General features: G+C 44.2%; 18 protein-coding genes. 7 read left to right on the top strand and 11 right to left on the bottom strand.

Translation table 11 applies throughout. The features are described from left to right. Positions 1–31 precede the first annotated feature (31 nt). The 4 genes from LZU85_RS04800 to topA all read right to left on the bottom strand — a co-directional run bounded on the left by LZU85_RS04800 (position 32) and on the right by topA (position 6,791). On the bottom strand, positions 32–826 hold the full coding sequence (locus LZU85_RS04800; protein WP_176298537.1) for an alpha/beta fold hydrolase: 795 nt from the start codon (positions 824–826) through the stop codon (positions 32–34). Positions 827–1,034: 208 nt separating this feature from the next. Beyond that, on the bottom strand, positions 1,035–2,492 hold the full coding sequence (gene glgA / locus LZU85_RS04795; RefSeq protein WP_237286520.1) for a glycogen synthase GlgA: 1,458 nt from the start codon (positions 2,490–2,492) through the stop codon (positions 1,035–1,037). Then, positions 2,482–3,699, bottom strand: coding sequence for a glucose-1-phosphate adenylyltransferase (glgC, locus tag LZU85_RS04790; RefSeq protein ID WP_176298539.1), 1,218 nt, complete (start codon positions 3,697–3,699; stop codon positions 2,482–2,484). The genes glgA and glgC overlap by 11 nt, the downstream gene beginning before the upstream one ends. Positions 3,700–4,166: 467 nt before the next feature. After that, complete coding sequence (topA, locus tag LZU85_RS04785; RefSeq protein WP_237286519.1) at positions 4,167–6,791, bottom strand: type I DNA topoisomerase; 2,625 nt, start codon at positions 6,789–6,791, stop codon at positions 4,167–4,169. 412 nt (positions 6,792–7,203) lie between these two features. On the opposite strand from topA, the gene LZU85_RS04780 reads away from it, so the two are divergent. After that, entirely contained in the window at positions 7,204–7,452 is a 249-nt protein-coding gene (locus LZU85_RS04780) for a YciN family protein (protein WP_176298541.1), read from the top strand. Between the two features lie 68 nt (positions 7,453–7,520). On the opposite strand, the gene aroA is transcribed toward LZU85_RS04780, so the two are convergent. Further along, positions 7,521–8,807, bottom strand: coding sequence for a 3-phosphoshikimate 1-carboxyvinyltransferase (gene aroA, locus LZU85_RS04775; RefSeq protein WP_237286518.1), 1,287 nt, complete (start codon positions 8,805–8,807; stop codon positions 7,521–7,523). A 124-nt stretch (positions 8,808–8,931) separates the two neighbouring features. Continuing rightward, positions 8,932–9,387 (bottom strand): outer membrane lipoprotein, encoded by a 456-nt coding sequence (locus LZU85_RS04770; protein ID WP_176298543.1) that lies wholly within the window; start codon positions 9,385–9,387, stop codon positions 8,932–8,934. A 36-nt stretch (positions 9,388–9,423) separates the two neighbouring features. On the opposite strand from LZU85_RS04770, the gene aat reads away from it, so the two are divergent. The 3 genes from aat (at position 9,424) to infA (ending at position 11,132) form a co-directional block, all read left to right on the top strand. Further along, complete coding sequence (gene aat, locus LZU85_RS04765; RefSeq protein WP_237286517.1) at positions 9,424–10,137, top strand: leucyl/phenylalanyl-tRNA--protein transferase; 714 nt, start codon at positions 9,424–9,426, stop codon at positions 10,135–10,137. Then, complete coding sequence (locus LZU85_RS04760) at positions 10,134–10,832, top strand: arginyltransferase (protein ID WP_237286516.1); 699 nt, start codon at positions 10,134–10,136, stop codon at positions 10,830–10,832. Before aat ends, LZU85_RS04760 begins: the two co-directional genes overlap by 4 nt. An 81-nt stretch (positions 10,833–10,913) precedes the next feature. Then, on the top strand, positions 10,914–11,132 hold the full coding sequence (infA, locus tag LZU85_RS04755) for a translation initiation factor IF-1 (protein ID WP_001040192.1): 219 nt from the start codon (positions 10,914–10,916) through the stop codon (positions 11,130–11,132). A 120-nt stretch (positions 11,133–11,252) separates the two neighbouring features. Here the strand turns inward: infA and clpA are convergent, their stop codons facing one another. Both clpA and clpS read right to left on the bottom strand, forming a co-directional pair. Beyond that, on the bottom strand, positions 11,253–13,529 hold the full coding sequence (clpA, locus tag LZU85_RS04750) for an ATP-dependent Clp protease ATP-binding subunit ClpA (protein ID WP_176298546.1): 2,277 nt from the start codon (positions 13,527–13,529) through the stop codon (positions 11,253–11,255). A gap of 47 nt (positions 13,530–13,576) precedes the next feature. After that, positions 13,577–13,897 carry an ATP-dependent Clp protease adapter ClpS gene (gene clpS, locus LZU85_RS04745; RefSeq protein WP_176298547.1) on the bottom strand — a complete coding sequence of 107 codons (321 nt, stop codon included), beginning with the start codon at positions 13,895–13,897 and terminating at the stop codon, positions 13,577–13,579. A 535-nt stretch (positions 13,898–14,432) separates the two neighbouring features. Between clpS and cspD the strand changes: the two genes are divergently transcribed. Continuing rightward, positions 14,433–14,654 (top strand): cold shock domain-containing protein CspD, encoded by a 222-nt coding sequence (gene cspD / locus LZU85_RS04740; RefSeq protein ID WP_176298548.1) that lies wholly within the window; start codon positions 14,433–14,435, stop codon positions 14,652–14,654. A 92-nt stretch (positions 14,655–14,746) separates the two neighbouring features. Here cspD and LZU85_RS04735 read toward each other — a convergent pair whose 3' ends face one another. Then, complete coding sequence (locus LZU85_RS04735; RefSeq protein ID WP_237286515.1) at positions 14,747–16,972, bottom strand: NADP-dependent isocitrate dehydrogenase; 2,226 nt, start codon at positions 16,970–16,972, stop codon at positions 14,747–14,749. Between the two features lie 299 nt (positions 16,973–17,271). On the opposite strand from LZU85_RS04735, the gene LZU85_RS04730 reads away from it, so the two are divergent. After that, positions 17,272–17,970, top strand: a complete 699-nt coding sequence (locus tag LZU85_RS04730; protein WP_206625293.1) for an rRNA large subunit pseudouridine synthase E — start codon at positions 17,272–17,274, stop codon at positions 17,968–17,970. A 40-nt stretch (positions 17,971–18,010) separates the two neighbouring features. Here LZU85_RS04730 and LZU85_RS04725 read toward each other — a convergent pair whose 3' ends face one another. Together LZU85_RS04725 and LZU85_RS04720 are read right to left on the bottom strand one after the other, a co-directional pair. Then, a complete protein-coding gene (locus tag LZU85_RS04725; protein ID WP_176298551.1) occupies positions 18,011–18,643 on the bottom strand; it encodes a YccT family protein in 633 nt (210 codons plus the stop codon). Between the two features lie 72 nt (positions 18,644–18,715). Then, positions 18,716–19,639, bottom strand: coding sequence for a porin (locus LZU85_RS04720; protein ID WP_237286514.1), 924 nt, complete (start codon positions 19,637–19,639; stop codon positions 18,716–18,718). A 513-nt stretch (positions 19,640–20,152) separates the two neighbouring features. On the opposite strand from LZU85_RS04720, the gene dinG reads away from it, so the two are divergent. Next, positions 20,153–22,228, top strand: coding sequence for an ATP-dependent DNA helicase DinG (gene dinG / locus LZU85_RS04715; protein ID WP_176298553.1), 2,076 nt, complete (start codon positions 20,153–20,155; stop codon positions 22,226–22,228). Positions 22,229–22,248 lie beyond the last annotated feature (20 nt).

The raw sequence follows: 22,248 nt of genomic DNA, 5'->3' as shown, positions 1-22,248 counted from the left end.
AGAGAGGAGCTTGGCACTCCTCTCACTCATGTTAGATTTGACGTTGGATAAACTCTATCGAGTGTTGGTTAAACTCTTCTGACTTTTCTACGTTACAAACATGACCACAATCTTTAATTTCACGCAGCTCACTTCGCCTATGTGCAGCAACCATCTCTTTGACGGGCTTAATAAACATATAGTCCCTATCCCCCATCAAATAGAGCGTCGGAATGGGTAGTTCTCGCTCTTTGAAGTAGCGCATCAAAGGGTTGACTTCCGAAGCGAGAATAAACCATCGTTTGAACTCTTTTTGACAGAGCTTCTTTGCTTCTCTAATAAACAAATGCCGCGATTCTTGTTGATTTCTTTGTGGCATAACAATGTAGGCAAACAGTTTGTAAAGCCACATGTAGGGTAAGATGTGCTTACCTATATTCCCTAAGGAAACCAATACTCTAGAACGAGCATCCAAACGCGTAACGGCACCACCTAATACCATAGACTTCACTCTTTCACTCGCCATCTCCGCTAAATTGCGAACGATAATTGTCCCCAAGGACATGCCCACAAAGTGGGCAGAATGAATTTTTAAATGGTCCAATACCTTAACAATATCTTTTGTCACTTCGCCAAATGTGTAGCGGTTGCTCATCAGCTCTTTTAACAGTTGATTTGATTTACCATGACCTCTCAGGTCAACGAGCAATAAGTTAAAGTGTTGCTTGTATGCCTTTATTTGCTTAAACCAAATCGAAGAACTGCCACCAGCCCCATGCACGAATACCACCCATTCTTGACTGGTAGGATGAAGGTAGGTTTTATGAAACAGTAACGTTTGAGCCATATTGACACGCCAATAAAAAGTTAGCTTAAAGTCTAGAACAAGATTTTCCGCGGTTGAATAAAGCCATCACATGTCGGTATCTTGAACCTTGGTATCGAGAAGCAAGAATCCTACCATATAACGCTTCTATTTCTATTTGTGTTCCGTTAAAAAACGTAAAAAGGCACCATATTCGGTGCCTTTCCATTCATATTTCAGAACTTTTACTCTATTTTAGAGCAGATAGATACAACTCTATGTACTCTCGCGCGGCTGTGTTCCAGCAAAAATCTTGTTCCATCGCATAAAGTTGGACACGACGTAACTCTGGCAAGTTTTGCGCGTAAAGTAATAACGCTCGCTGCATCGTAATCAACAATGCTTGAGCGGTAGGCTCATAGAACACAAATCCTGTTGCACTCTGCGCATCAACATCGTAATCGCTCACACTGTCTTTTAATCCACCGACACCACGCACGATAGGCAAGGAGCCATACGCCATGCTATAGATTTGATTTAAGCCACAAGGTTCAAACTCAGATGGCATAAGGAAAAAGTCTGAGGCAGCTTCCACCAAATGAGCCAATTGATTGTTGTAAGCTTCGACAAAAACAAATTTGTCACCAAATTGCGCAGCAACGTCACGCAATTGAGCGGCTAAAAGCGGATCTCCCGTTCCAACTAGAACCAGTTGAACGTCGTGTTTTAAAAAGTCAGAGAGGATTGGCAGAAGGTAGTGAACACCCTTTTGATGGGTTAGTCGGCAGACCATACCAAACATAGCAACATCTTTGACCGGCAAACCAATTTGCTCTTGAAGGGCACGTTTACAACCGTTTTTCCCACGAACCATACTTTGCTTGGTGGCTTTATAGTTTATTGGCAAGTAGGTATCGGTGTCAGGATGCCAAGCTGAGTAGTCGCAACCATTGAGAATGCCTACGAGATCATCCGCTCGCGTTTGAAACTCCCATGCCATGCCATGGCTACCTAACTCAGTTTTCAGCTCTTCTGCATAAGTTGGGCTAACGGCATTAATTTTATCCGCATTCATCACGCCCGCTTTTAGCATGGTAATGTGAGTACTGCTGACTGCCGCATCAGGAACGTGACGACAATGAAACTCTGGAAGGCACTGTACCTCCTCGTAGTTAAACACACCTTTAAAGACCGCATTATGGATCGACAAAATGCTCTTTGTTTGTGCAAAAAACGGATCCTGACCGTAACGGTGCTTAAGCAAAAATGGGACGAAGCCTGTATGCCAATCATTGGCATGAACAATATCCGGTTGAAAACCTATCTTTGCCAGCATGTCTAAACATGCGGCGCTGAAAAACGCAAAACGCTCACCGTTATCGGTGTAAGCTTGATTGTTTTCAGCGTACATCGACGGACGATCAAAATAGTGCGCACACGCAATGAGATAGACAGGCGTGTCGCCCAAGACACGCTTTTTTACTTGATAATGAGTATGAGGCCAAGATTCTAAGTGTGTGTCCAAGATGATTTCATCATCACTCAATCCAGGAATCATGGTATAAGCCGGAATGGCAATTCTTGCATCTTGGTTGAGATTGACGAGAGCTTCAGGCAGTGCCTTGGCCACATCGGCCAAGCCACCACTTTTGATCAAACCTTCAACTTCAGACGCTACAAACAGAATCGACAAAGCGTTAGTAGCCAACTCTTGCTCCTTTTGGAATTACAACGATACCCTCTTCAGAAACATGGTAGAGTTTCTTATCTTCTTGCAGGTTGACACCAATCTGTGTGCCTGGTGCTATATCTACGTCTTTATCCACTATTACACGACGAAGAACACAACCATCACCTACTTTAACGTCACCAAGCAGAATCGACTCACTGATATCACAAGCCGATGCAATGTTGCTACGATATCCCAATACTGACTTTTCAATACGCGAACCACGGACATAGCTGCCATTACAAACCAAACTATCAATAATTTGTACACGACCGTTATCAGAGTCTGTAAACGTTGCAGGAGGCAACGGTGGTTGATAGGTATGAAGTGGCCATTTGCGGTTGTATAACGAGAAAGGCGCGTCTTTCTTCAGCAGATCCATATGAGCTTGCCAGTACGCATCAATGGTACCGACATCACGCCAATAGACTTGCTCTTTTTCCCCAGAAATACGGTTTTGGCTAAAGTCGTACACGAATACGTCACCACGCGGGAACATTTTTGGAATAATGTCCTTACCGAAATCGTGAGATGAATTTTCATTGTCCGCATCTTCAATCAACTCAGCGAACAACACATCCGCTTCAAAGATATAGTTACCCATTGAAACCAAGGCAAAGTCTGGATCACCTGGAATCGATTTTGGCGCTTTAGGTTTTTCCTCAAAACCCACCATACGCCCCTCTGCGTCCACTTCGATAACGCCAAACTGAGAAGCCTCAGATAATGGCATTCTAAGCGCCGATACAGTGAGCGCCGCTTCCTTCTCTTTGTGGAACTGAAGCATCTGCTTGATATCCATCTTATAGATGTGATCCGAACCAAAAATACACACTTGCTCAGGCTCAGATAGCTCCATAAAACGTAGATTTTGATAGATTGCGTCCGCAGTGCCTTCGTACCAACGTTTGCCAGTGCGCATCTGTGCTGGAATAGGATCTATGAATCGATCAGTAATACCACTGATATTCCACCCTTTCTTCATATGATGGAACAGAGATTGAGATTTAAACTGAGTTAACACGTAGATACGCATCAAGTCTGCGTTCACAAAGTTATTTAACGCGAAGTCGATTAAGCGGTAACTACCGCCGAAAGGCACCGCGGGTTTACTACGAGATTCCGTCAAAGGACGTAGCCTTGAACCTTCACCGCCAGCAAGAATCATTCCCAAAACACCAGCCATTCGTTGTTCTCCATTTCGTTATAGCTAGGAAACTCAGTCATTAGAATCAATGGGGGATGACTGAGCATAATTTAACCACCCGTACTAAGCCTTGAATTGTTTAAGCCGAATCATTTTTGATCAAGGCATTACATTAATATTGCACGAGTTTCGTATAAGTTATCTCACTTCCTACAAAAAACAATTTCAAATAAGGTATTGTGTGCTGCGTGCATTTGTTACTTTAGCAACTCGTTATCTAAGTCACACTCGAACAGGTGTTTATTTACATATCCTGATCAGCAGCGTTACACATTTCCGACACTCGCAATCTCTAGTAGATATGAACAGAATAAGTCAGGCATATGATACTGACATGACAGAAAAACCGGAGTGTTAAATTATCGCTCTCATCAACCTCTGAGTCTCTTGAACTTGGTCATAAAAAAAAGCAGCCTTCAAGGCTGCTTTTCAATTAAGGAGATCGTCTACTTTGCGTTCTTACGTTTATCCGTCACTTCCCATTTACCATCGACATAAAGCGCAGTCCAACCTGTCGGTTTTCCATCGACTTCAGTGCGTACATAGTTTTCTTTGGTTTTACGGCTAAAACGAACAACTGCTTCAACCCCATCAGGGTCTTGTGCCGGTGCTTCTGCGAGGTGTTTGTATTTCTCTGGCAAGCGCTCAGCAAATCGAGCGAGTTCAGAAACCAACGGCACGCGCGTTTCTCTTGATTTCGGGAAATTACTCGCGGCAAGGAATAAGCCGGCAGCACCATCACGAAGAACGAAGTACGCATCTGAATTGCTGCATTGCAGTTCAGGGAAGTGAACTGGATCTTCTTTTGGTGGTGCGACTTCACCGTTTTTCAGAATCTTACGCGTATTCTTACAAGACTCACTGGTGCAATCCATATACTTGCCGAAACGGCCATTCTTCAGCACCATGTCCGAGCCACATTTATCACACTCGACAACAGGACCGTCATAACCTTTCACTTTGAACTCGCCATGCTCGACTAAGTAACCTTCACAGTTTGGATTGTTACCACATACGTGCATCTTGCGTTTATCATCGATCAGGTATGCATCCATCGCGGTTTCACAGATAGGACAACGTTTCTTTGCTCGTAGTGCCGCTGTTTCCACGTCTTCTTCAAGCACGTTGATGATGCCATCTTCGTCCCCTAAGTTAATCGTAGTTTTGCAGCGCTCTTTCACTGGCAACGCGTAACCAGAACAGCCAAGGAAAACCCCAGTAGACGCAGTACGAATGCCCATTGGACGTGAACAGGTCGGACATTGAATATCCGTCATCACGATATGATTGAGCTTCATACCGCCATGTTCTTCGTCTTCTTCGGCGCGCCCGAGATCGGTGGTGAAGTCTGCAAAGAACTGATTGAGAACCTCTTTCCAGTTCACATCGCCCTCGGCGATTTTATCCAGTTTCTCTTCCATGCGAGCAGTGAAATCATAGTTCATCAGATCGTTGAAACTGTTATCTAGGCGGTCAGTCACGATCTCGCCCATTTTTTCTGCATAGAAACGGCGCTGTTCCACCTTCACATAACCACGATCTTGGATCGTAGAAATGATGGAAGCGTATGTGGATGGACGGCCAATACCACGCTTCTCAAGCTCTTTAACCAAGGCGGCTTCGGTAAAACGCGCAGGCGGCTTAGTAAAGTGTTGTTTTGGCTCTAGAGACTCTAGGCTTAGCTTATCACCCACTTGGACGGCAGGAAGAATTGTATCTTCGTTTTTACCAAGAGGACGCTGTACGCGAGTCCAACCATCAAACTTCAGAATGCGGCCTTTGGCTTTGAGCGTATACTCTGCCGCTTTAACGCTCACTGTCGTTGAGTCGTACTCTGCTTCTGTCATTTGACAGGCAACAAACTGATTCCAAATTAGGGCATACAGCTTGTGTGCATCGGCATCCACACCCTCTAGAGCATCTGATTTGATATTGACATCAGAAGGACGAATCGCTTCGTGAGCTTCTTGAGCGCCCTGCTTGCTACCGTAAACCAACGGTTCAGAAGGTAAATAACGCGCACCAAACTCATCATTGATGTAACCACGTACCGTATCTACGGCTTCTTGGCTTAAGTTGGTCGAATCTGTACGCATGTAAGTAATATAACCTGCTTCATACAGACGCTGGGCCAACATCATGGTTTTCTTAACGCCGTAACCTAAACGCGTACTGGCAGCTTGCTGTAGCGTTGAGGTAATGAATGGTGCTGAAGGTTTGCTCTTAGTTGGGCGGTCTTCACGCTTACATACTTCAAACTGTGCTTTTTGCAGAACTGCCAGTGCTGCGTTGGTTTCCGCTTCATTGACTGGACGGAAAGCATCACCCGACTTTTGTGCCACCAAAAGCTTGAATGGCATGGTTTCTTGCGTCAGCGTGTTAGCGTGAATGTCCCAAAACTCTTCTGGAACAAACGCCTTAATTTCACGTTCACGTTCTACCAGCAATTTCACTGCAACAGACTGTACGCGGCCGGCAGACAAGCCGCGAGCGACTTTCTTCCACAATAATGGGGAAACCATAAAGCCAACCACGCGGTCCATAAAACGGCGTGCTTGCTGGGCATTAACACCATCCATGTTCAAGTGGCCAGGCTTTTTGAAGGCCTGCTGGATAGCATTCTTAGTAATTTCGTTAAAGACAACTCGTTTATAGCGCGCTTCATCACCACCGATGATCTCACGAAGATGCCACGCAATAGCTTCCCCTTCGCGGTCCAAATCGGTTGCGAGATAAACAAAGTCAGCATCTTTGGCGAGTTTCTGTAACTCACTAACGACCTTCTCTTTGCCAGGCAGAATTTGATAGTTTGCCGCCCAATCATGATATGGGTCGATACCCATTTTTTTGATCAGTGCGTTACGATCTTTCTCTTCTTTAATACGAGCTTTTTCTTCTACGCTCATACCCTTGGTGGAAATGGCTGCCGCTTTTTCACCTGTACTTTGACCTGCTGTAGGCAAGTCACGAACATGGCCGACACTCGACTTAACAATAAAGTCTTTTCCAAGATATTTATTGATCGTTTTAGCCTTAGCTGGCGACTCCACTATAACGAGCGATTTACCCATATTGACTCTAACGTCCTTTAAAAATGATCACATTACTCTTATTTACGGGATAAAAGTAATCGGTACATTGTACTATTTCATTGCTTCTTTTTTTACTATTGTGCGAGATGAAAAGAAGATCAACTGCTTTTTTACATTTCGAATTCGTTTGGTCGACAATTCATCGCTCAACATTAAATAACGGCTTTTGCTTCTATCGACAAAAATGCGGAAACTGTAGACCGACGTATACTAAGCAACGGAGGAATTTTGTTGCTAATAAAAACCTAATTTTTCTGTTGCGCGTCACAAAACGTTTTATGATCGACATCAATCAAAACGATGCTATCCACTTCTTGCGAAAAATTGAGATTGAAATCAACTTCTAAAACCCTAGACTAGTTTTGATAAAACATAGTACAGGTCTAATACAATGAGCGATAAAAAATCGATTTCTCAATTCGAATTGTTGTTAATTGCTAACCACATCATCCAAGAACATGACGACTATATTGAAGGGATGAGAGCAACCAGTGTTGAAGAGAAAGACGATGTCCTTGTCTTCAAAGGCGAGTATTTCCTTGATCAAAATGGTCTACCAACCACAAATACAACCGCTGTTTTCAACATGTTCAAATATCTTGCACACCATCTATCAAAAGAGTTCACGCTCGAAAAATAACCCGCTGAAAACAAGCAAAAAGCCTTGGATGAAACCAAGGCTTTATTATTTGCGTATCTCGCCATTTTTTAAGCAAACTGGCTTAACTGAGCCAGTTTTTCAAAGTAATCTGGGAATGTTTTCGAGGTACATTTAGGATCGTTGATTGTCACTGCCGTGTCGCTCAGTGCCACCAATGAAAAGCACATCGCAACACGATGATCATCATAGGTGTCAATCGAAGCATGTTTAAGCTGCTTTGGTGGGTTCACAATCAAGTAATCTTCACCTTCCTCAACTTCCGCGCCCACTTTACGAAGCTCTGTTGCCATCGCGGTTAAACGATCGGTTTCTTTCACGCGCCAGTTGTAGACATTGCGAATCGCCGTCGTTCCCTCTGCAAACAAAGCTGTTGTCGCGATCGTCATCGCAGCATCGGGAATATGATTGTAATCCATATCGATGCCTTTTAGCTGACCTACGCGGGAAATGACGTAATCTTCTCCCCACTCAATTTCGGCACCCATTTTCTCAAGAGCATCAGCGAAATGGATGTCTCCCTGAATGCTATTTTTGCCGATTCCCGTTACCTTGATCTCGCCACCTTTAATTGCGGCAGCAGCAAGAAAATAAGACGCTGACGAGGCATCACCTTCCACCAAGAATTGGCCTGGCGATACATAGTTTTGACCGGCTGGAATAACAAACTCTTGGTAGGCATTGTTGACCACATCCACACCAAATTGCTTCATGATGTGCAGTGTAATGTCGATGTAAGGTTTTGAAACGAGTTCACCGACAATATGAATTTTCACTTCACCTTGTGCTAACGGTGCCGCCATTAAAAATGCTGTTAAGAACTGGCTAGAAATAGAGCCGTCAATATTTACAGTTCCCGCCTGCAAGCCTGTTGCGTTGATTTTCAACGGTGGGTAGTTTTCGTTTTCAAGATACTCGATTTGAGCACCCGCTTCTCTTAAGGCATCCACTAAATGCCCAATAGGGCGCTCTTTCATTCGCGGTTCGCCCGTCAGTACAAACTCCCCTTTGCCCAAACAAAGCGCTGCGGCAAGTGGGCGCATCGCTGTACCGGCGTTGCCTAAAAACAGCTCCTGAGCCTCAGTCGCTGTAAACGGACGGCCTAAGCCTTCCACAACACAAACGGTTTTGTCGTCAGAGAGCTCATAATGCACGCCAAGCTTCGTTAGCGCATTCAGCATATGACGGATATCATCACTGTCTAACAAGTTAGTGAGTCGCGTTGTGCCTTGAGCAAGGGCAGCCAATAACAGGGCGCGGTTAGAAACACTTTTTGAACCAGGCAGGTTCACTTCACCATTGACTTTTTTAATCGGTTGTAACGTAAGGCTTTCCATTAATTGAGTTAATCCTTGAGTCCCGTTTTCCTTAAGGTGGGGACTTCAACTTATTCTTCGTGACTTCAGACTAACGAAAAAGAACCGATAAAACCAGTGTAAATGAGTGAATAATTACTCAAATCTAAAGTGCTAAATCAACCCTTACTCCATCATCAAAATAAAGTATCCGAATCTTATCCGCACGATTGAATAACATACTCTTATCAACGTCCTGAATAACATTAATCAACTGCCCTTTTTCCGTCTTAATCAACAGTTCAACCAGTTGATATTCAATGCGGTATTCACTTTGACCTTGGTTTTGTACGATGACAGCGCCCGCTACTGCGCCAATGGCTGTTGCGACCTCTTTCCCAGTTCCTCCTCCAAACTGATTTCCAACTAAACCACCTATCGTGGCACCGAGTAATGTTTTCCATCCTTCGGCTTGAGAGCGCATAATCTCCTGTTGAGAAATGTATCGAACCGATTCCACTTCGCCATAAATGACTTTATTCACTGGCTTTGCTACATTCCTCTCATAGTTTGCGTGCACTAGAAACGGCATAAGCAGCAGGCAATACAACCATTTTTTCATAAACATCTCCTCAAACCGGACTATAGATATTCTCACATGGCGATCTATCTGACAGAACTTGATAGTAAAAGTTTAGACTTTCCTCCTGCAGAAAATGCATTGGCCGATCCAAATGGCTTGTTGGCCTTTGGTGGGGACCTCACACCAGAAAGACTGATCGCGGCATATCACCATGGTATTTTTCCGTGGTACGGACCAGGAGAACCAATTTTGTGGTGGAGTCCATCTACGCGAGCCGTTTTTGATCCAAATACCTTCTTACCCGCAAAAAGCCTTAAAAAGTTCCAGAGAAAGGCTCAATACCACGTCAGCATTAATCATGCGACGCCAGAAGTCATTAAGCTATGTGGCAACACAAGACCAGCGGAAGAAACTTGGTTAAATGATGAGATGCAAGCGGCCTACATCTCATTAGCTTTGCAAGGTGTCTGTCACTCGGTTGAGGTTTGGCAAGATCAAAGACTCATTGGCGGTTTCTATGGCCTTAGCATAGGAGAATTGTTTTGTGGCGAATCGATGTTTAGCCTCGAAACCAACGCATCTAAAATTGCATTATGGTATTTTTGCCGTCATTTCAGCGAGCATGGTGGCAAGCTGATCGATTGCCAGGTGATGAATTCTCATCTGCATTCATTGGGGGCTTTTACGTTGCCGAGAGAGGAATTTCTCCAACGACTGCTATGCTTAAAACAACAGAGAGTAACGTCGGGTTGTTTCTCACCCCAATGGTTGAAGAGGCACAATGCATGAGTTCAGATATCCATCAGATCAAAATAGGGCTCACAGACAATCATCCTTGCAGTTATTTGCCCGAGAGAAAAGAACGAGTCGCCGTAGCACTTGAGGCGGATATGCACACGGCTGACAATTATGAAGTTCTGCTAGCCAATGGATTTCGTCGCAGTGGCAACACCATCTACAAACCTCACTGCGACAGCTGTCAATCGTGCTTGCCGATCCGCATTTCCGTGCCTGACTTTGAGTTATCCAAAAGTCAAAAAAGGCTATTGGCCAAAGCACGAAAACTGAGTTGGAGCATAAAAAACAAAATGGATGAAGACTGGTTTGAACTCTATAGTCGCTACATTATTGTGCGCCATCCCAACGGCACCATGTACCCCCCAAAAAAGGCAGACTTTGACCACTTTTCAAAAAACCAGTGGCTCACAACGCAATTTTTACATATTTACCAAGATAATGAACTGATTGCGGTTGCTGTCACTGATGTGATGAGCCACTGTGCCAGTGCGTTTTATACGTTTTTTGCCCCTGAACACTCGCTATCTCTAGGAACATTGGCGGTTTTGTTCCAAATTGAATACTGTCAGCAAGAACGTAAACAGTGGCTTTATCTTGGTTATCAGATTAACGAATGTCCAGCGATGAACTATAAAGTTCGATTTCAATGCCACCAAAAACTAGTAAATCAGCGTTGGCAAGGGTAGAATACGGCCCAACTTTACTTTTTTATATTTTATCGGCCTAAGAATGCCCGTTAAAATTCGCCAAGTTTCTAAGAGGATTAAATGGCTAAAGAAGACGTAATTGAGATGCAAGGTACTGTCCTTGATACTCTACCAAACACTATGTTCCGCGTTGAGCTTGAAAATGGCCACGTTGTAACAGCGCACATTTCAGGCAAAATGCGCAAAAATTACATCCGTATCCTAACGGGTGACAAAGTAACTGTAGAGATGACTCCATACGACCTATCGAAAGGCCGCATCGTCTTCCGTGCTCGTTAATCTCTGATTATCGCAGTAATGCAAAAAACGGAGCTATCGCTCCGTTTTTTGTTACGTGAAAATGGTATTTGTCATAGTAAAGCGAGCCGAAGCTCGCTTTATCTAACTTGTGAAACTGACTTAATGAACAGCTTCTTCACGGGCAGTTAGGTACTCAAATTTCAAATCGTCTTTCTCTAAGGTCACCTTCACTGTGCCACCATCGATGAGTGAGCCAAACAACAACTCGTTGGCCAATGGTTTTTTCAGTTTATCTTGAATGACGCGGCTCATCGGACGGGCTCCCATCGCTTTATCGTACCCTCTATCCGCTAACCAATGACGAGCATCTTCAGAGACTTCTAGAGAGACCCCTCTCGCATCCAACTGGACTTGCAACTCAACGATAAACTTATCAACCACCTGATGAATAATTGCTACATCAAGGCTATTGAACCAAATGATGTTATCTAGACGGTTACGGAATTCTGGCGTGAAGACTTTCTTGATTTCACCCATCGCATCTGGGCTGTGATCTTGTTGGATCAAACCAATGGATTTCTTCTCAGTTTCTGCCACACCCGCATTCGTCGTCATCACCAAAATCACATTACGAAAGTCCGCTTTGCGACCGTTGTTATCGGTAAGCGTGCCATTATCCATCACCTGCAACAATAGGTTGAAGATATCTGGATGCGCTTTTTCGATTTCATCTAGCAGCACAACGGCATGAGGATGTTTGATCACCGCATCCGTGAGCAAACCACCTTGATCGTAGCCAACATAACCTGGAGGCGCACCAATCAAACGGCTCACTGAATGTCTCTCACCATACTCAGACATATCAAAGCGTAATAGCTCAATCCCAAGTAGCTTCGACAGCTGAACAGTGACCTCAGTTTTACCAACACCAGTTGGGCCAGCAAACAAGAAAGACCCAACCGGTTTATTTTCGGCACCTAAACCTGCACGGCTTAATTTGATCGCTTCACACAACACGTCAATAGCAGCGTCTTGCCCGAACACCAACATCTTCATCTTATCATCCAGACTCTTGAGGATATCTTTGTCTGAAGAGGAGACTGATTTTTCAGGAATACGAGCCATCTTAGCAACCATCGCCTCAATGTCGGCAACACCAACTGTCTTTTTACGTCGACTTGCTGGCGTCAATCGGCTACGAGCGCCAGCTTCATCAATGACATCAATCGCTTTATCAGGCAGATGACGCTCGTTGATGTATTTGGCTGATAATTCTACAGCGGCACGTAGCGCTTTGTTGGTGTAACGAACATCGTGGTGTGCTTCATACTTAGACTTCAAACCCATCAAAATTTTGGTCGTGTCATCTAAAGAAGGTTCCACAACGTCAATTTTTTGGAAGCGGCGAGACAACGCGCGCTCTTTATCGAAAATGTTGCTGTACTCTTGATAAGTAGTGGAACCAATACAACGCAGCTTGCCACCACTCAATAAGGGTTTGATCAAGTTAGCGGCATCAACTTGTCCACCCGATGCTGCACCAGCACCGATAATGGTGTGGATCTCATCGATAAACAGAATCGCGTCTTTCTCACGTTCAAGTTGCTTCAAGATGGTCTTAAAACGTTTCTCAAAATCACCACGGTACTTAGTACCAGCTAGCAAAGAGCCAATATCCAGAGAATAAATAACACTATCTTTAATTACATCTGGTACAGAACCTTCAACAATACGCCACGCGAGTCCTTCTGCAATCGCGGTTTTACCCACACCAGCTTCGCCAACCAGAAGGGGATTGTTTTTACGACGGCGGCAAAGCACTTGAATCGTGCGCTCCAATTCTTTATCACGGCCAATCAGAGGATCTATATGTCCATCTTTCGCCACTTGATTTAAGTTAGTTGCGAAACTTTCTAGACGCTCATCAGAGCTATTTTCGTCACTATTTGCATCACTGCCAAAAGACTCAGAAGAAGACGAAGAATCATCACTCGCACCAGCCGCTTTGGTGATACCGTGGGAAATGAAGTTAACAATATCCAAACGAGAGATATCATTTTTCTTGAGTAGATACGCCGCATGCGATTCTTGCTCACTGAAAATGGCAACTAAAACGTTAGCGCCCGTGACTTCGCTGCGACCGGAAGATTGAACGTGAAATACGGCACGTTGTAACACACGTTGAAAGCTCAATGTAGGCTGAGTCTCACGAGTTTCGTCATTGTCCGGAATAAGTGGTGTTGTTTGGTCTATGAACACATCAAGTTCATAGCGCAAAGCATTTAAGTCAGCTTTGCATGCCAGAAGAGCTTCCTTCGCAGCATTGTTTTCCAACAATGCAAGCAGGAGGTGTTCGACAGTCATGAACTCATGTCGTTTGTCACGAGCACGAGCAAAGGCGCCGTTTAGGCTCGACTCTAATTCTTTATTAAGCATAAGTACCTCCTGTGAGAACAACTTGGTTGCTCGAGCAAGTCTTATCTTTACGCTTGCTCCATCGTACAAAGTAGCGGATGTTCATTCTCCCTTGAATACATCGTAACCTGCGCTACCTTCGTTTCAGCAATCTCTGCACTATACGTGCCACAAATTGCCTTCCCCTCATAGTGAACCTGAAGCATGATTTGGGTTGCTTTATCTAAATCATGCGAGAAAAATCGCTCAAGAACCTCAATCACAAAATCCATCGGGGTGTAATCATCGTTATTTAACACCACGTTATATTTCTTGGGCGGCTGAATTTGGGTAATTTCTTTCTCCAGTAAATCTGAATCTGGAGTGATCCATTCAAAATTTTTACTCATGGCTTCTTTTTAAACACTTGGGACTATTAACAAAGAGTCAGATACCTGCAAACACTTTACCATAAGCACAGAGCTCGGTGTAGTCAGTTAGCCTTCGCGAGTCATTTCCCTTACTTAGAGACTAATTCACGCCACAGCAGGCTGCAAATAAAAAGTCAAACCGAGAACCCTCTAAGTGATTGTTTGCCGATTAAACCACCAATCGTTAACTCATTAATTCATGCCGCTGATTAAATCAATAAAGAAACTTTTGCAAAAATGTTAATTACAAAAGTGATCTGTTTGCGATTATGTTGTTATTAATACATTTTTACTATTGACTAGCAAAAATCATTGACTACATTGGTTGTTGTTGATGCATTTTTCTTCACTTAGTGCTTCGCTTCGCAAAATGCGAAACTTGCAATAAAAGTTTAGCTGCCAAAAATCCATCACACTAAATTCTTACATTTAGCTTAAAAGCAAATTGCCAACAGTCATTACGACGTCGATTGGCTGACAACATCAGTAACAAAATGCATGAGGGATGTATAGCATGGCTACAGGTACAGTTAAGTGGTTCAATAACGCCAAGGGATTTGGGTTCATTTGTTCAGATCAAGAAGAGGGTGACATCTTTGCTCACTACTCTACGATTCAAATGGACGGTTATCGTACTCTGAAAGCAGGCCAACAAGTTTCGTATGAAATCGAGAAGGGCCCGAAAGGGTGTCACGCTAGCAGTGTCGTTCCACTAGAAGTACACGCAACGAAGTAAGACTGGTATTGCTAGAATTTTCACTTTTAAGCAACGCTTTAGCTCTTATAAAAAACCCGCCAATTGGCGGGTTTTGTGTTTTCTAACTTGGGTTAGCCTTCGATGACGTGATTGAGCGTTTCGCTCGGACGCATCAACGCCGACGTTTTTGCATCGTCAAATAGGTAGTAGCCGCCTAGATCACCTGGGGCACCTTGCGCACCATTTAACTCAGTGACAATCACTGCCTCTTGCTCCGCAAGTGCTTTTGCAATAGGAGCAAATTCAGCCGCCAGTTCAGCGTCCGCGATTTGCTCTGCCAACGCTTTCGCCCAGTAAGCAGCCAAGTAGTAATGGCTACCACGGTTGTCCAACTCACCGACTTTACGTGAAGGTGACTTGTTTGTATCTAAAAACTCACCTGTCGCTGCATCTAAGGCATCCGCCAAAACTTTGGCTTTGGCATTGCCTGTCACCACGCTTAGGTGCTCCAACGAAGCAGCCAGCGCTAAAAACTCACCTAAAGAGTCCCAACGAAGATGGTTTTCTTTTTGAACTTGCTGTACGTGCTTCGGCGCAGAACCGCCAGCTCCAGTTTCAAATAGGCCGCCACCGTTCATCAGTGGAACGATAGAGAGCATTTTTGCCGATGTACCTAATTCTAGAATTGGGAACAAATCGGTTAAGTAGTCACGTAGTACGTTACCAGTCACAGAAATGGTGTCTTGACCTGCTTTGATGCGCTCTAGTGAGAACTTACATGCATCAACTGGAGACAAGATTTTAATTTCGAGACCATTTGTATCGTAACTAGGTAGGTAGGCATTTACTTTCTTAATAAGCTCGGCGTCGTGAGCTCGGTTTTCGTCCAACCAGAATACCGCAGGAGCACCACTTGCTCTTGCGCGCGTGACAGCCAGTTTGACCCAGTCTTGAATTGGAGCGTCTTTAACTTGGCACATACGGAAGATATCACCTTCTTCGACGGCTTGTTCAAGCAGCACAGTGCCGTCTGTTGTAACGACTTTAACAGTGCCCGCAGCATCGAGGATAAAGGTCTTATCGTGTGAGCCGTACTCTTCCGCTTTTTGTGCCATCAAACCAACGTTTGGTACACTACCCATTGTTGTCGGGTCAAATGCACCATGCTCTTTACAGAAATCGATAACCGCTTGATAGACGCCAGCATAGCAACGATCTGGAATCAATGCTTTGGTGTCTTTCTGCTTGCCATCAGGACCCCACATTTGGCCAGAGGCACGCAGCATTGCAGGCATAGATGCATCAACAATCACATCACTCGGTACATGCAGGTTAGTAATACCACGGTCAGAGTCGACCATTGCTAACGCTGGTTGTGATTCGTAAACCGCAGCAATTGCAGCTTCAATCTCTTCTTTTTGTGCTTGTGGCAAGGCAGCAATTTTCGCGTATACATCACCAAGTCCGTTGTTTACATCAACACCCAACTTAGCGAAAAGATCACCGTATTTTACAAAAACATCTTTATAGTAAACTTTGACCGCATGACCAAAAATGACAGGATCTGACACCTTCATCATGGTTGCCTTCATATGCAGTGATAGCAGAACATCTTGTTGCTTAGCTTCTGCAATTTCTTTCTCGAAAAACGCAACAAGTGCCTTTTTGTTTAGAACGGCAGAGTCGATGATCTCTTTATCTTGCAGTGCAAATGCTTTCTTTAGGACTTTCTTAGAACCATCTTCAGCAACAAATTCAATTTGCACATTTGTTGCACCGTTTACTGTCACGGACTTTTCACTGCCGAAGAAATCTTTTTCCGTCATGCTTGAGACGTGAGACTTCGAGTCTGAGCTCCAAGCTCCCATTGAATGCGGGTTTTTCTTTGCATAGTTCTTCACTGACAGCGGCGCACGACGATCCGAGTTACCTTCACGAAGTACAGGGTTTACCGCACTGCCTTTAATCTTGTCATAAGTAGCCTTAATCGCTTCTTCTTCATAAGTGCTCGGCTCTTCTGGGTAATTTGGCAGATCATAGCCTTTGTCTTGAAGCTCTTTAATCGCTGCTTTCAACTGAGGAATTGAGGCTGAAATATTTGGCAGCTTGATGATGTTCGCTTCTGGCGTCTGAGCCAGCTCACCAAGTTCTGCAAGCGCATCGCCAATACGTTGTTCTTCTTTTAGGTGCTCTGGGAAGTTGGCAATAATACGCCCAGCTAGAGAAATGTCGCGAGTTTCAACATTAATACCTGATGATGCGGTAAAAGACTGAATAATTGGCAACAAGGAATAGGTTGCTAACGCTGGTGCTTCATCAGTAATGGTGTAAATAATGGTAGGTTTTTCTGTAGGCATGAAATTTCCCTATTTTTTAACACCTCAGCAAGCTGAGATGAGTGGTAATGACGCGCTTTGCACTTTCACTGAGTGTCAGTATCTCCCCTAGCGCAAACCGCCGCTTGGCACTCTTTGTTTTACGTTTTGAGTCAGTTGCTCTAAATCCATGAGTGCACGTTTATAATTAAACAAATTGCGCGAAATAGTCTATTATTCTGTGCGCTATTGTTAGTATAAGGCGCGCAGATCATATCTGATTCTGGAAAAAGTTAAAACTTATACACACACTTCATTTACATTTTTGCAAGGTAGTTAACATGTCATTCCGTTCAAGCAGCGCCTCTTCTCGCTCGAACAAGCCGTCAGCAACCAAACGATTTAAACAAAACGCCAAATTCCAATCCGCTGATGCTTTAAAAGCAAATAGTGCCAAGCGAAAAAGCAGCGCACAGGTTAAAAAACCTCTAGCGCTAGCAGAACGTAAAGTGATCATATTCAACAAGCCATACGACACGCTAAGTCAGTTTACCGATGGGGAAGGTCGAAAGACGCTAGCAGACTATATCAAGATTAAAGGCATTTATGCGGCAGGACGACTCGATCGTGATAGTGAAGGGCTAATGGTGCTTACCAATGACGGAATTCTTCAAGCTAAACTCACTCAGCCAAAATCCAAATCGCCTAAAACCTATTGGGTACAAGTGGAAGGTGCTCCGACCGAAGAACAGCTCGAACCCCTTCGCCGTGGTGTTGAGCTGAAAGATGGACTAACGTTGCCTGCTAAAGTTGAGATTATCCAAGATCCTCAGTTGTGGGAAAGAAATCCCCCTGTCCGATTTCGTGCTGCAATCCCCACCACTTGGCTAGCCATTACGATTATTGAAGGAAGAAATCGTCAAGTGCGACGCATGACGGCACACATAGGCTTTCCCACCCTAAGGCTGGTACGTTACTCAATGGCAGGGCTTACGCTCGACAATCTTCAACCTGGTGAATGGCAAGAAGTGTCGCTATGAAAAGGGTCGCGCTATTCCGACTGATATCGTGAAAAAGCAACTATTCTTGGTCAACCATCCACTTGCGAAAGGCTTTACGTTCCTCTGTCGTCGCTTGAGTGTACCAGTGCTGCAGCTGTTGAAGCGAACTGGCTTCCTGAGCGCTGCTGGCCACTTCGCCTAAAGCAACTGGTGATTTGGCGGGCGTCGCTTCCACTGTAGCCAAGACCGAATCAAAAACGATCCCTCTTTCCTTATTATGCTTAGCGATAAGACTATCGATATCATAGTAAGGCATGAAACCATCGTGACCTTGTAGCTTTTCCTGAACGTAAGCCACTTCGTTCCCATCCTTACTTTCTATGCGCCATTTAGGTGAAGATTGAAACTCTCGATTAGCTTGCTCATAACTAAACACGCTCGGTGGATATAGCTTAATATCCTCATTGAGTTTCTCGATGGTAATCACAAAAGGTGGAGAATCGAAGACCTTTTTGTTACTTCCTCGCCCAAGCTCATCCGCATAACGGACAACTAATTGAACAGTGTCGCTGTCCAAGCTTGTTGGTTTAAGAGGTTCTTCTACCGCGACTCCATTGGTAAAAAGAATTTTCACGCCCGCTGCTGGTGTTATCTGCGCAGCATGAATGTTCATCGATACCAGTAACCCGGCTATCGCCATTATTCTTAGCATAAGGATCTCCGAATGATTGCCAAAAAAAACACCCTCATGCGAGGGTGTTTAGTATAAGGTTATCCAATTGGATTAGAACTTAGCTTTAACGCCAAATGCGAAGCCAGTCTCAGAGTCTTTCTTGTCGTCGCCACCAACTTCAGCGTATAGCTCAGCACCAGGTGCTAGAGGGTAACCAGCGTTTACGTACCAGCTTGTTACATCGCTGTTTGCTGCGTCAGTATCAGCGAAGTTAACACCTGCCGCTAGCTTAACAACTTGTAGGTTGTAAGTTGCTGCAAGAGCGATGTTGCTGCCATCTACGTTGTCGTTTTCAGTCGCGTAGTATGCTGCAGCTAGGCCTAGGTTTTCTACGCCGTTGTAACGTGCTTGTAGAGACCATAGAGTTTGGTCAACTAGAGCAACGTTTTTGCTTGCGATTTCAGCAGAACCGATGAACGCAGTGAAGTCGAAGTCTTGAACACCACGGTAACCGAACTTAGCATCGATTAGACGAGAATCTGTGTTCAGTTTGTCTGAGTTACGGAACTGACGAAGTGCTGCAGACGCGTAGAAATCAGCAGAGTCGAAATCGTAACGCATTGTCTCTTCACCACAGAACTCGTCTGTGCCATTGAAGAACGCGTTTAGACCGAATACGTAGTCTGAACCGATACCGCCGTCGTCAAGTACTGAACATAGACGACCAACTTTGAAAGTGTGCGCGCCAGCGTAAGCTGCAACGTATGCGTCGCCGTTGTTAGAACCAGTGTCTTGGAATTCCCAGAAACCACCGAATTGAACTTGATCGTTTACTGCGTAACGTACGTCAAAGCTTACGTCAGCATCATGAATTTGTTGCTTAAGTTCAGCATCTTTGTCTTTAGACTGAACGTAACGAACTTCGATGTCGCCGCCCATAGTTACAGACACTGCGTCTTTCTTGTAAAGTTCAAAACCTGCGTTTGCAGAACCTGCAAATGCCATAACTGCTAGAGCTACTAGAGTCTTTTTCATAATAATCCACTGCCTTTTCTTAGTTTGGGAGTTCCTTGCCCGGTTCCCTTTTGTTTTTTTGATACCGATTTACCTCTCAGAGGAGACAAGTCAGTACCTGTAAATTTCGTTTGTAAGATTGCAAAAGATTATTCTGCCTGTCAAATTTCCTAAAAATTCAACATAAAAAAATGTAAATCAAATAAAAAACAACACCTTACATACTTTACATTCAATTTTTCGAGTAACTTCTAAGCAAGAGAGCATCAAATAACGCCAAACCAGCAAACAAAAAAAACAGCACAAACAACCAATTTCATACATTAGTAAAATTAAAAACAGAATATAACGCTACATAAGTACCACCCATGGCGTTTTATATTTTTTATTAAATGAATTAATTCTCGCTTTATGAAGGTTCAGTTTTTTTTTGTGAACGAGATCTAGATTTAAATCAAAAGGATCCAATTTCGTGAGATACACCTCGGTTAGCGATGTGTGCTAAAATCCATGGGTCTGAACACAGGTCACAGTATGCTAACCAGTAAAATTCAAAATTCCATTCGCACCAGTTATCAAAATTTGCACAATCAGCTTGAAAACTTTATACCTCGTCGCGCGCAAAACTTTCTCGTTGCAGAAATGGCCAAAACACTTTGTGGTAGCTATCACAAAAAAAATCGTATCCTCGTGGCTGAAGCGGGAACTGGAATCGGTAAATCTCTTTCGTACTTGATGGCAGCAATTCCAGTTGCTGTGTTCAATAACCGCAAAGTAGTTATCTCTACGGCAACCGTCGCGCTTCAAGAACAATTGATGAATAAAGACCTGCCTTTATATCGACGCATTTCAGACATTAATTTCTCTTTTGTTTTAGCGAAAGGTCGGCAGCGGTACTGCTGTGCTGAGAAACTTGCTAGTGCTAGTGGTGTTGACGGTGGTCAACTCGCCATGTTCGAGACTAAGCCTAAAAAGAAAGACATAGAGCTGTTAACCACTATGTATCAGAGCTTAGTTAAGGGGAAATGGGATGGGGACAGAGACAGTTGGCCAAAACCGATTGATGACAACCTTTGGCAACTGATTGTCAGTGACAAGCATAGCTGCAACAACAATCTGCCCATTCACCGTCACTGCCCTTTTCAAAAAGCGCGTTCTGAACTCGACAAGCACGATGTCATTATCGCAAACCATAGTTTGGTCATGGCAGATGCAGACTTAGGTGGCGGTGTTATCCTCTCTGAGCCGGAAAATACCATTTATGTCTTTGATGAAGCGCACCACCTTCCTCACGTTGCTCGAGATCATGCCTCTGCCGCATCTAGCCTTAAAGGCGCGGCAGCTTGGTTAGAACGTTTAAATCAAAACAGCAGCAAATTTGCAGGGCTAGCGGATGAGAAGCGCGTTAGCCGCTTTCGCCATGATCTCCAAGATTCAATTCAGATCTTAATTCCAGCGTTGCTACAGCTATCTAAGCAGTTCGACCCTGCACACTTTGTTGATGGCATTCATCGTTTTGAACATGGCCAATTACCAGCATGGCTTGAAGAGCAATCTAAAGAACTTAAGACGTTTAGCCAGAAAGCCCATCAAGCTGTTGCAAAAATCGCAGATCTTGTGGCGGAACGTGTTAAAGATGGCGAACTATCAGCAAAAATCGCAGAGCCTGCGCTTGCAGAGCTCGGTTTCTACATACAAAGAACTGAAAACTTGGCACAAGTTTGGCGCTTAATGGCCGAGCCTATCCGAGAAAAAGGCGCACCACTAGCACGTTGGTTACAAAAACACCCTGAGCGCGAAGGTGATGTCATCGTCAGCGTTTCACCGTTGGAAGTTGGTTGGCAACTGGACCAACAGATCTGGAGCCGCTGCGTTGGTGCACTTTTGGTCTCAGCAACGATGAGAGCATTAAACTCATTTCAGTATTTTTGTCATCAGGCAGGGATCGATATGCGAGAAGAGTCTGGCGTACAGTTTCTCGCGCTTGCGTCTCCTTTCGATTATCAAAATCAGGCTGAGCTGATTATTCCAACACTTAAGTACGAACCACAAGCGCCTCAATTTACGGAATATCTTATCGATATTTTGCCTAAGTATTTAAAAGACAAACAAGCGAACTTAGTTTTATTCTCTTCTTATTGGCAAATGAACCAAGTTGGCGATGCATTAGCAACAGAGTTCGTTAAAAGAGGCTGGGCATTACAGCGACAAGGCGAAAGTTCTCGAGTCGAAATTCTAAAAAAACATAAAAACCTCGTAGCAAAAGGGGAAACGAGCATCCTTTTTGGCACAGGCAGCTTTTCAGAAGGATTAGATTTGCCTGGCGAACTGCTTGAGAACCTAGTGATAACCAAGATTCCGTTCGCGGTACCGACCTCACCTGTCGAACAAGCGCACTCGGAGTACATAGAATCCAAAGGCGGCAATCCGTTTATGCAGATCACCGTCCCAGAAGCGAGTAAGAAGATGATTCAATCTGTTGGACGTTTACTGCGTAAAGAACGAGATTCTGGTACAGTCACCATCCTCGATAAACGACTCATTTCAAAGCGCTATGGGAAGGCGATTCTCGACTCTTTACCGCCGTTTAAACGTATTGTCGAAAGATAACGCTTTTTGCTGCTTCACCG

The organism is Vibrio floridensis, assembly GCF_021852965.1.
In the GTDB taxonomy this organism is placed as follows: domain Bacteria; phylum Pseudomonadota; class Gammaproteobacteria; order Enterobacterales; family Vibrionaceae; genus Vibrio; species Vibrio floridensis.
The sequence above is the reverse complement of the archived record's forward strand: the minus strand, read 5'-3'. Positions and strand labels throughout refer to the sequence as shown.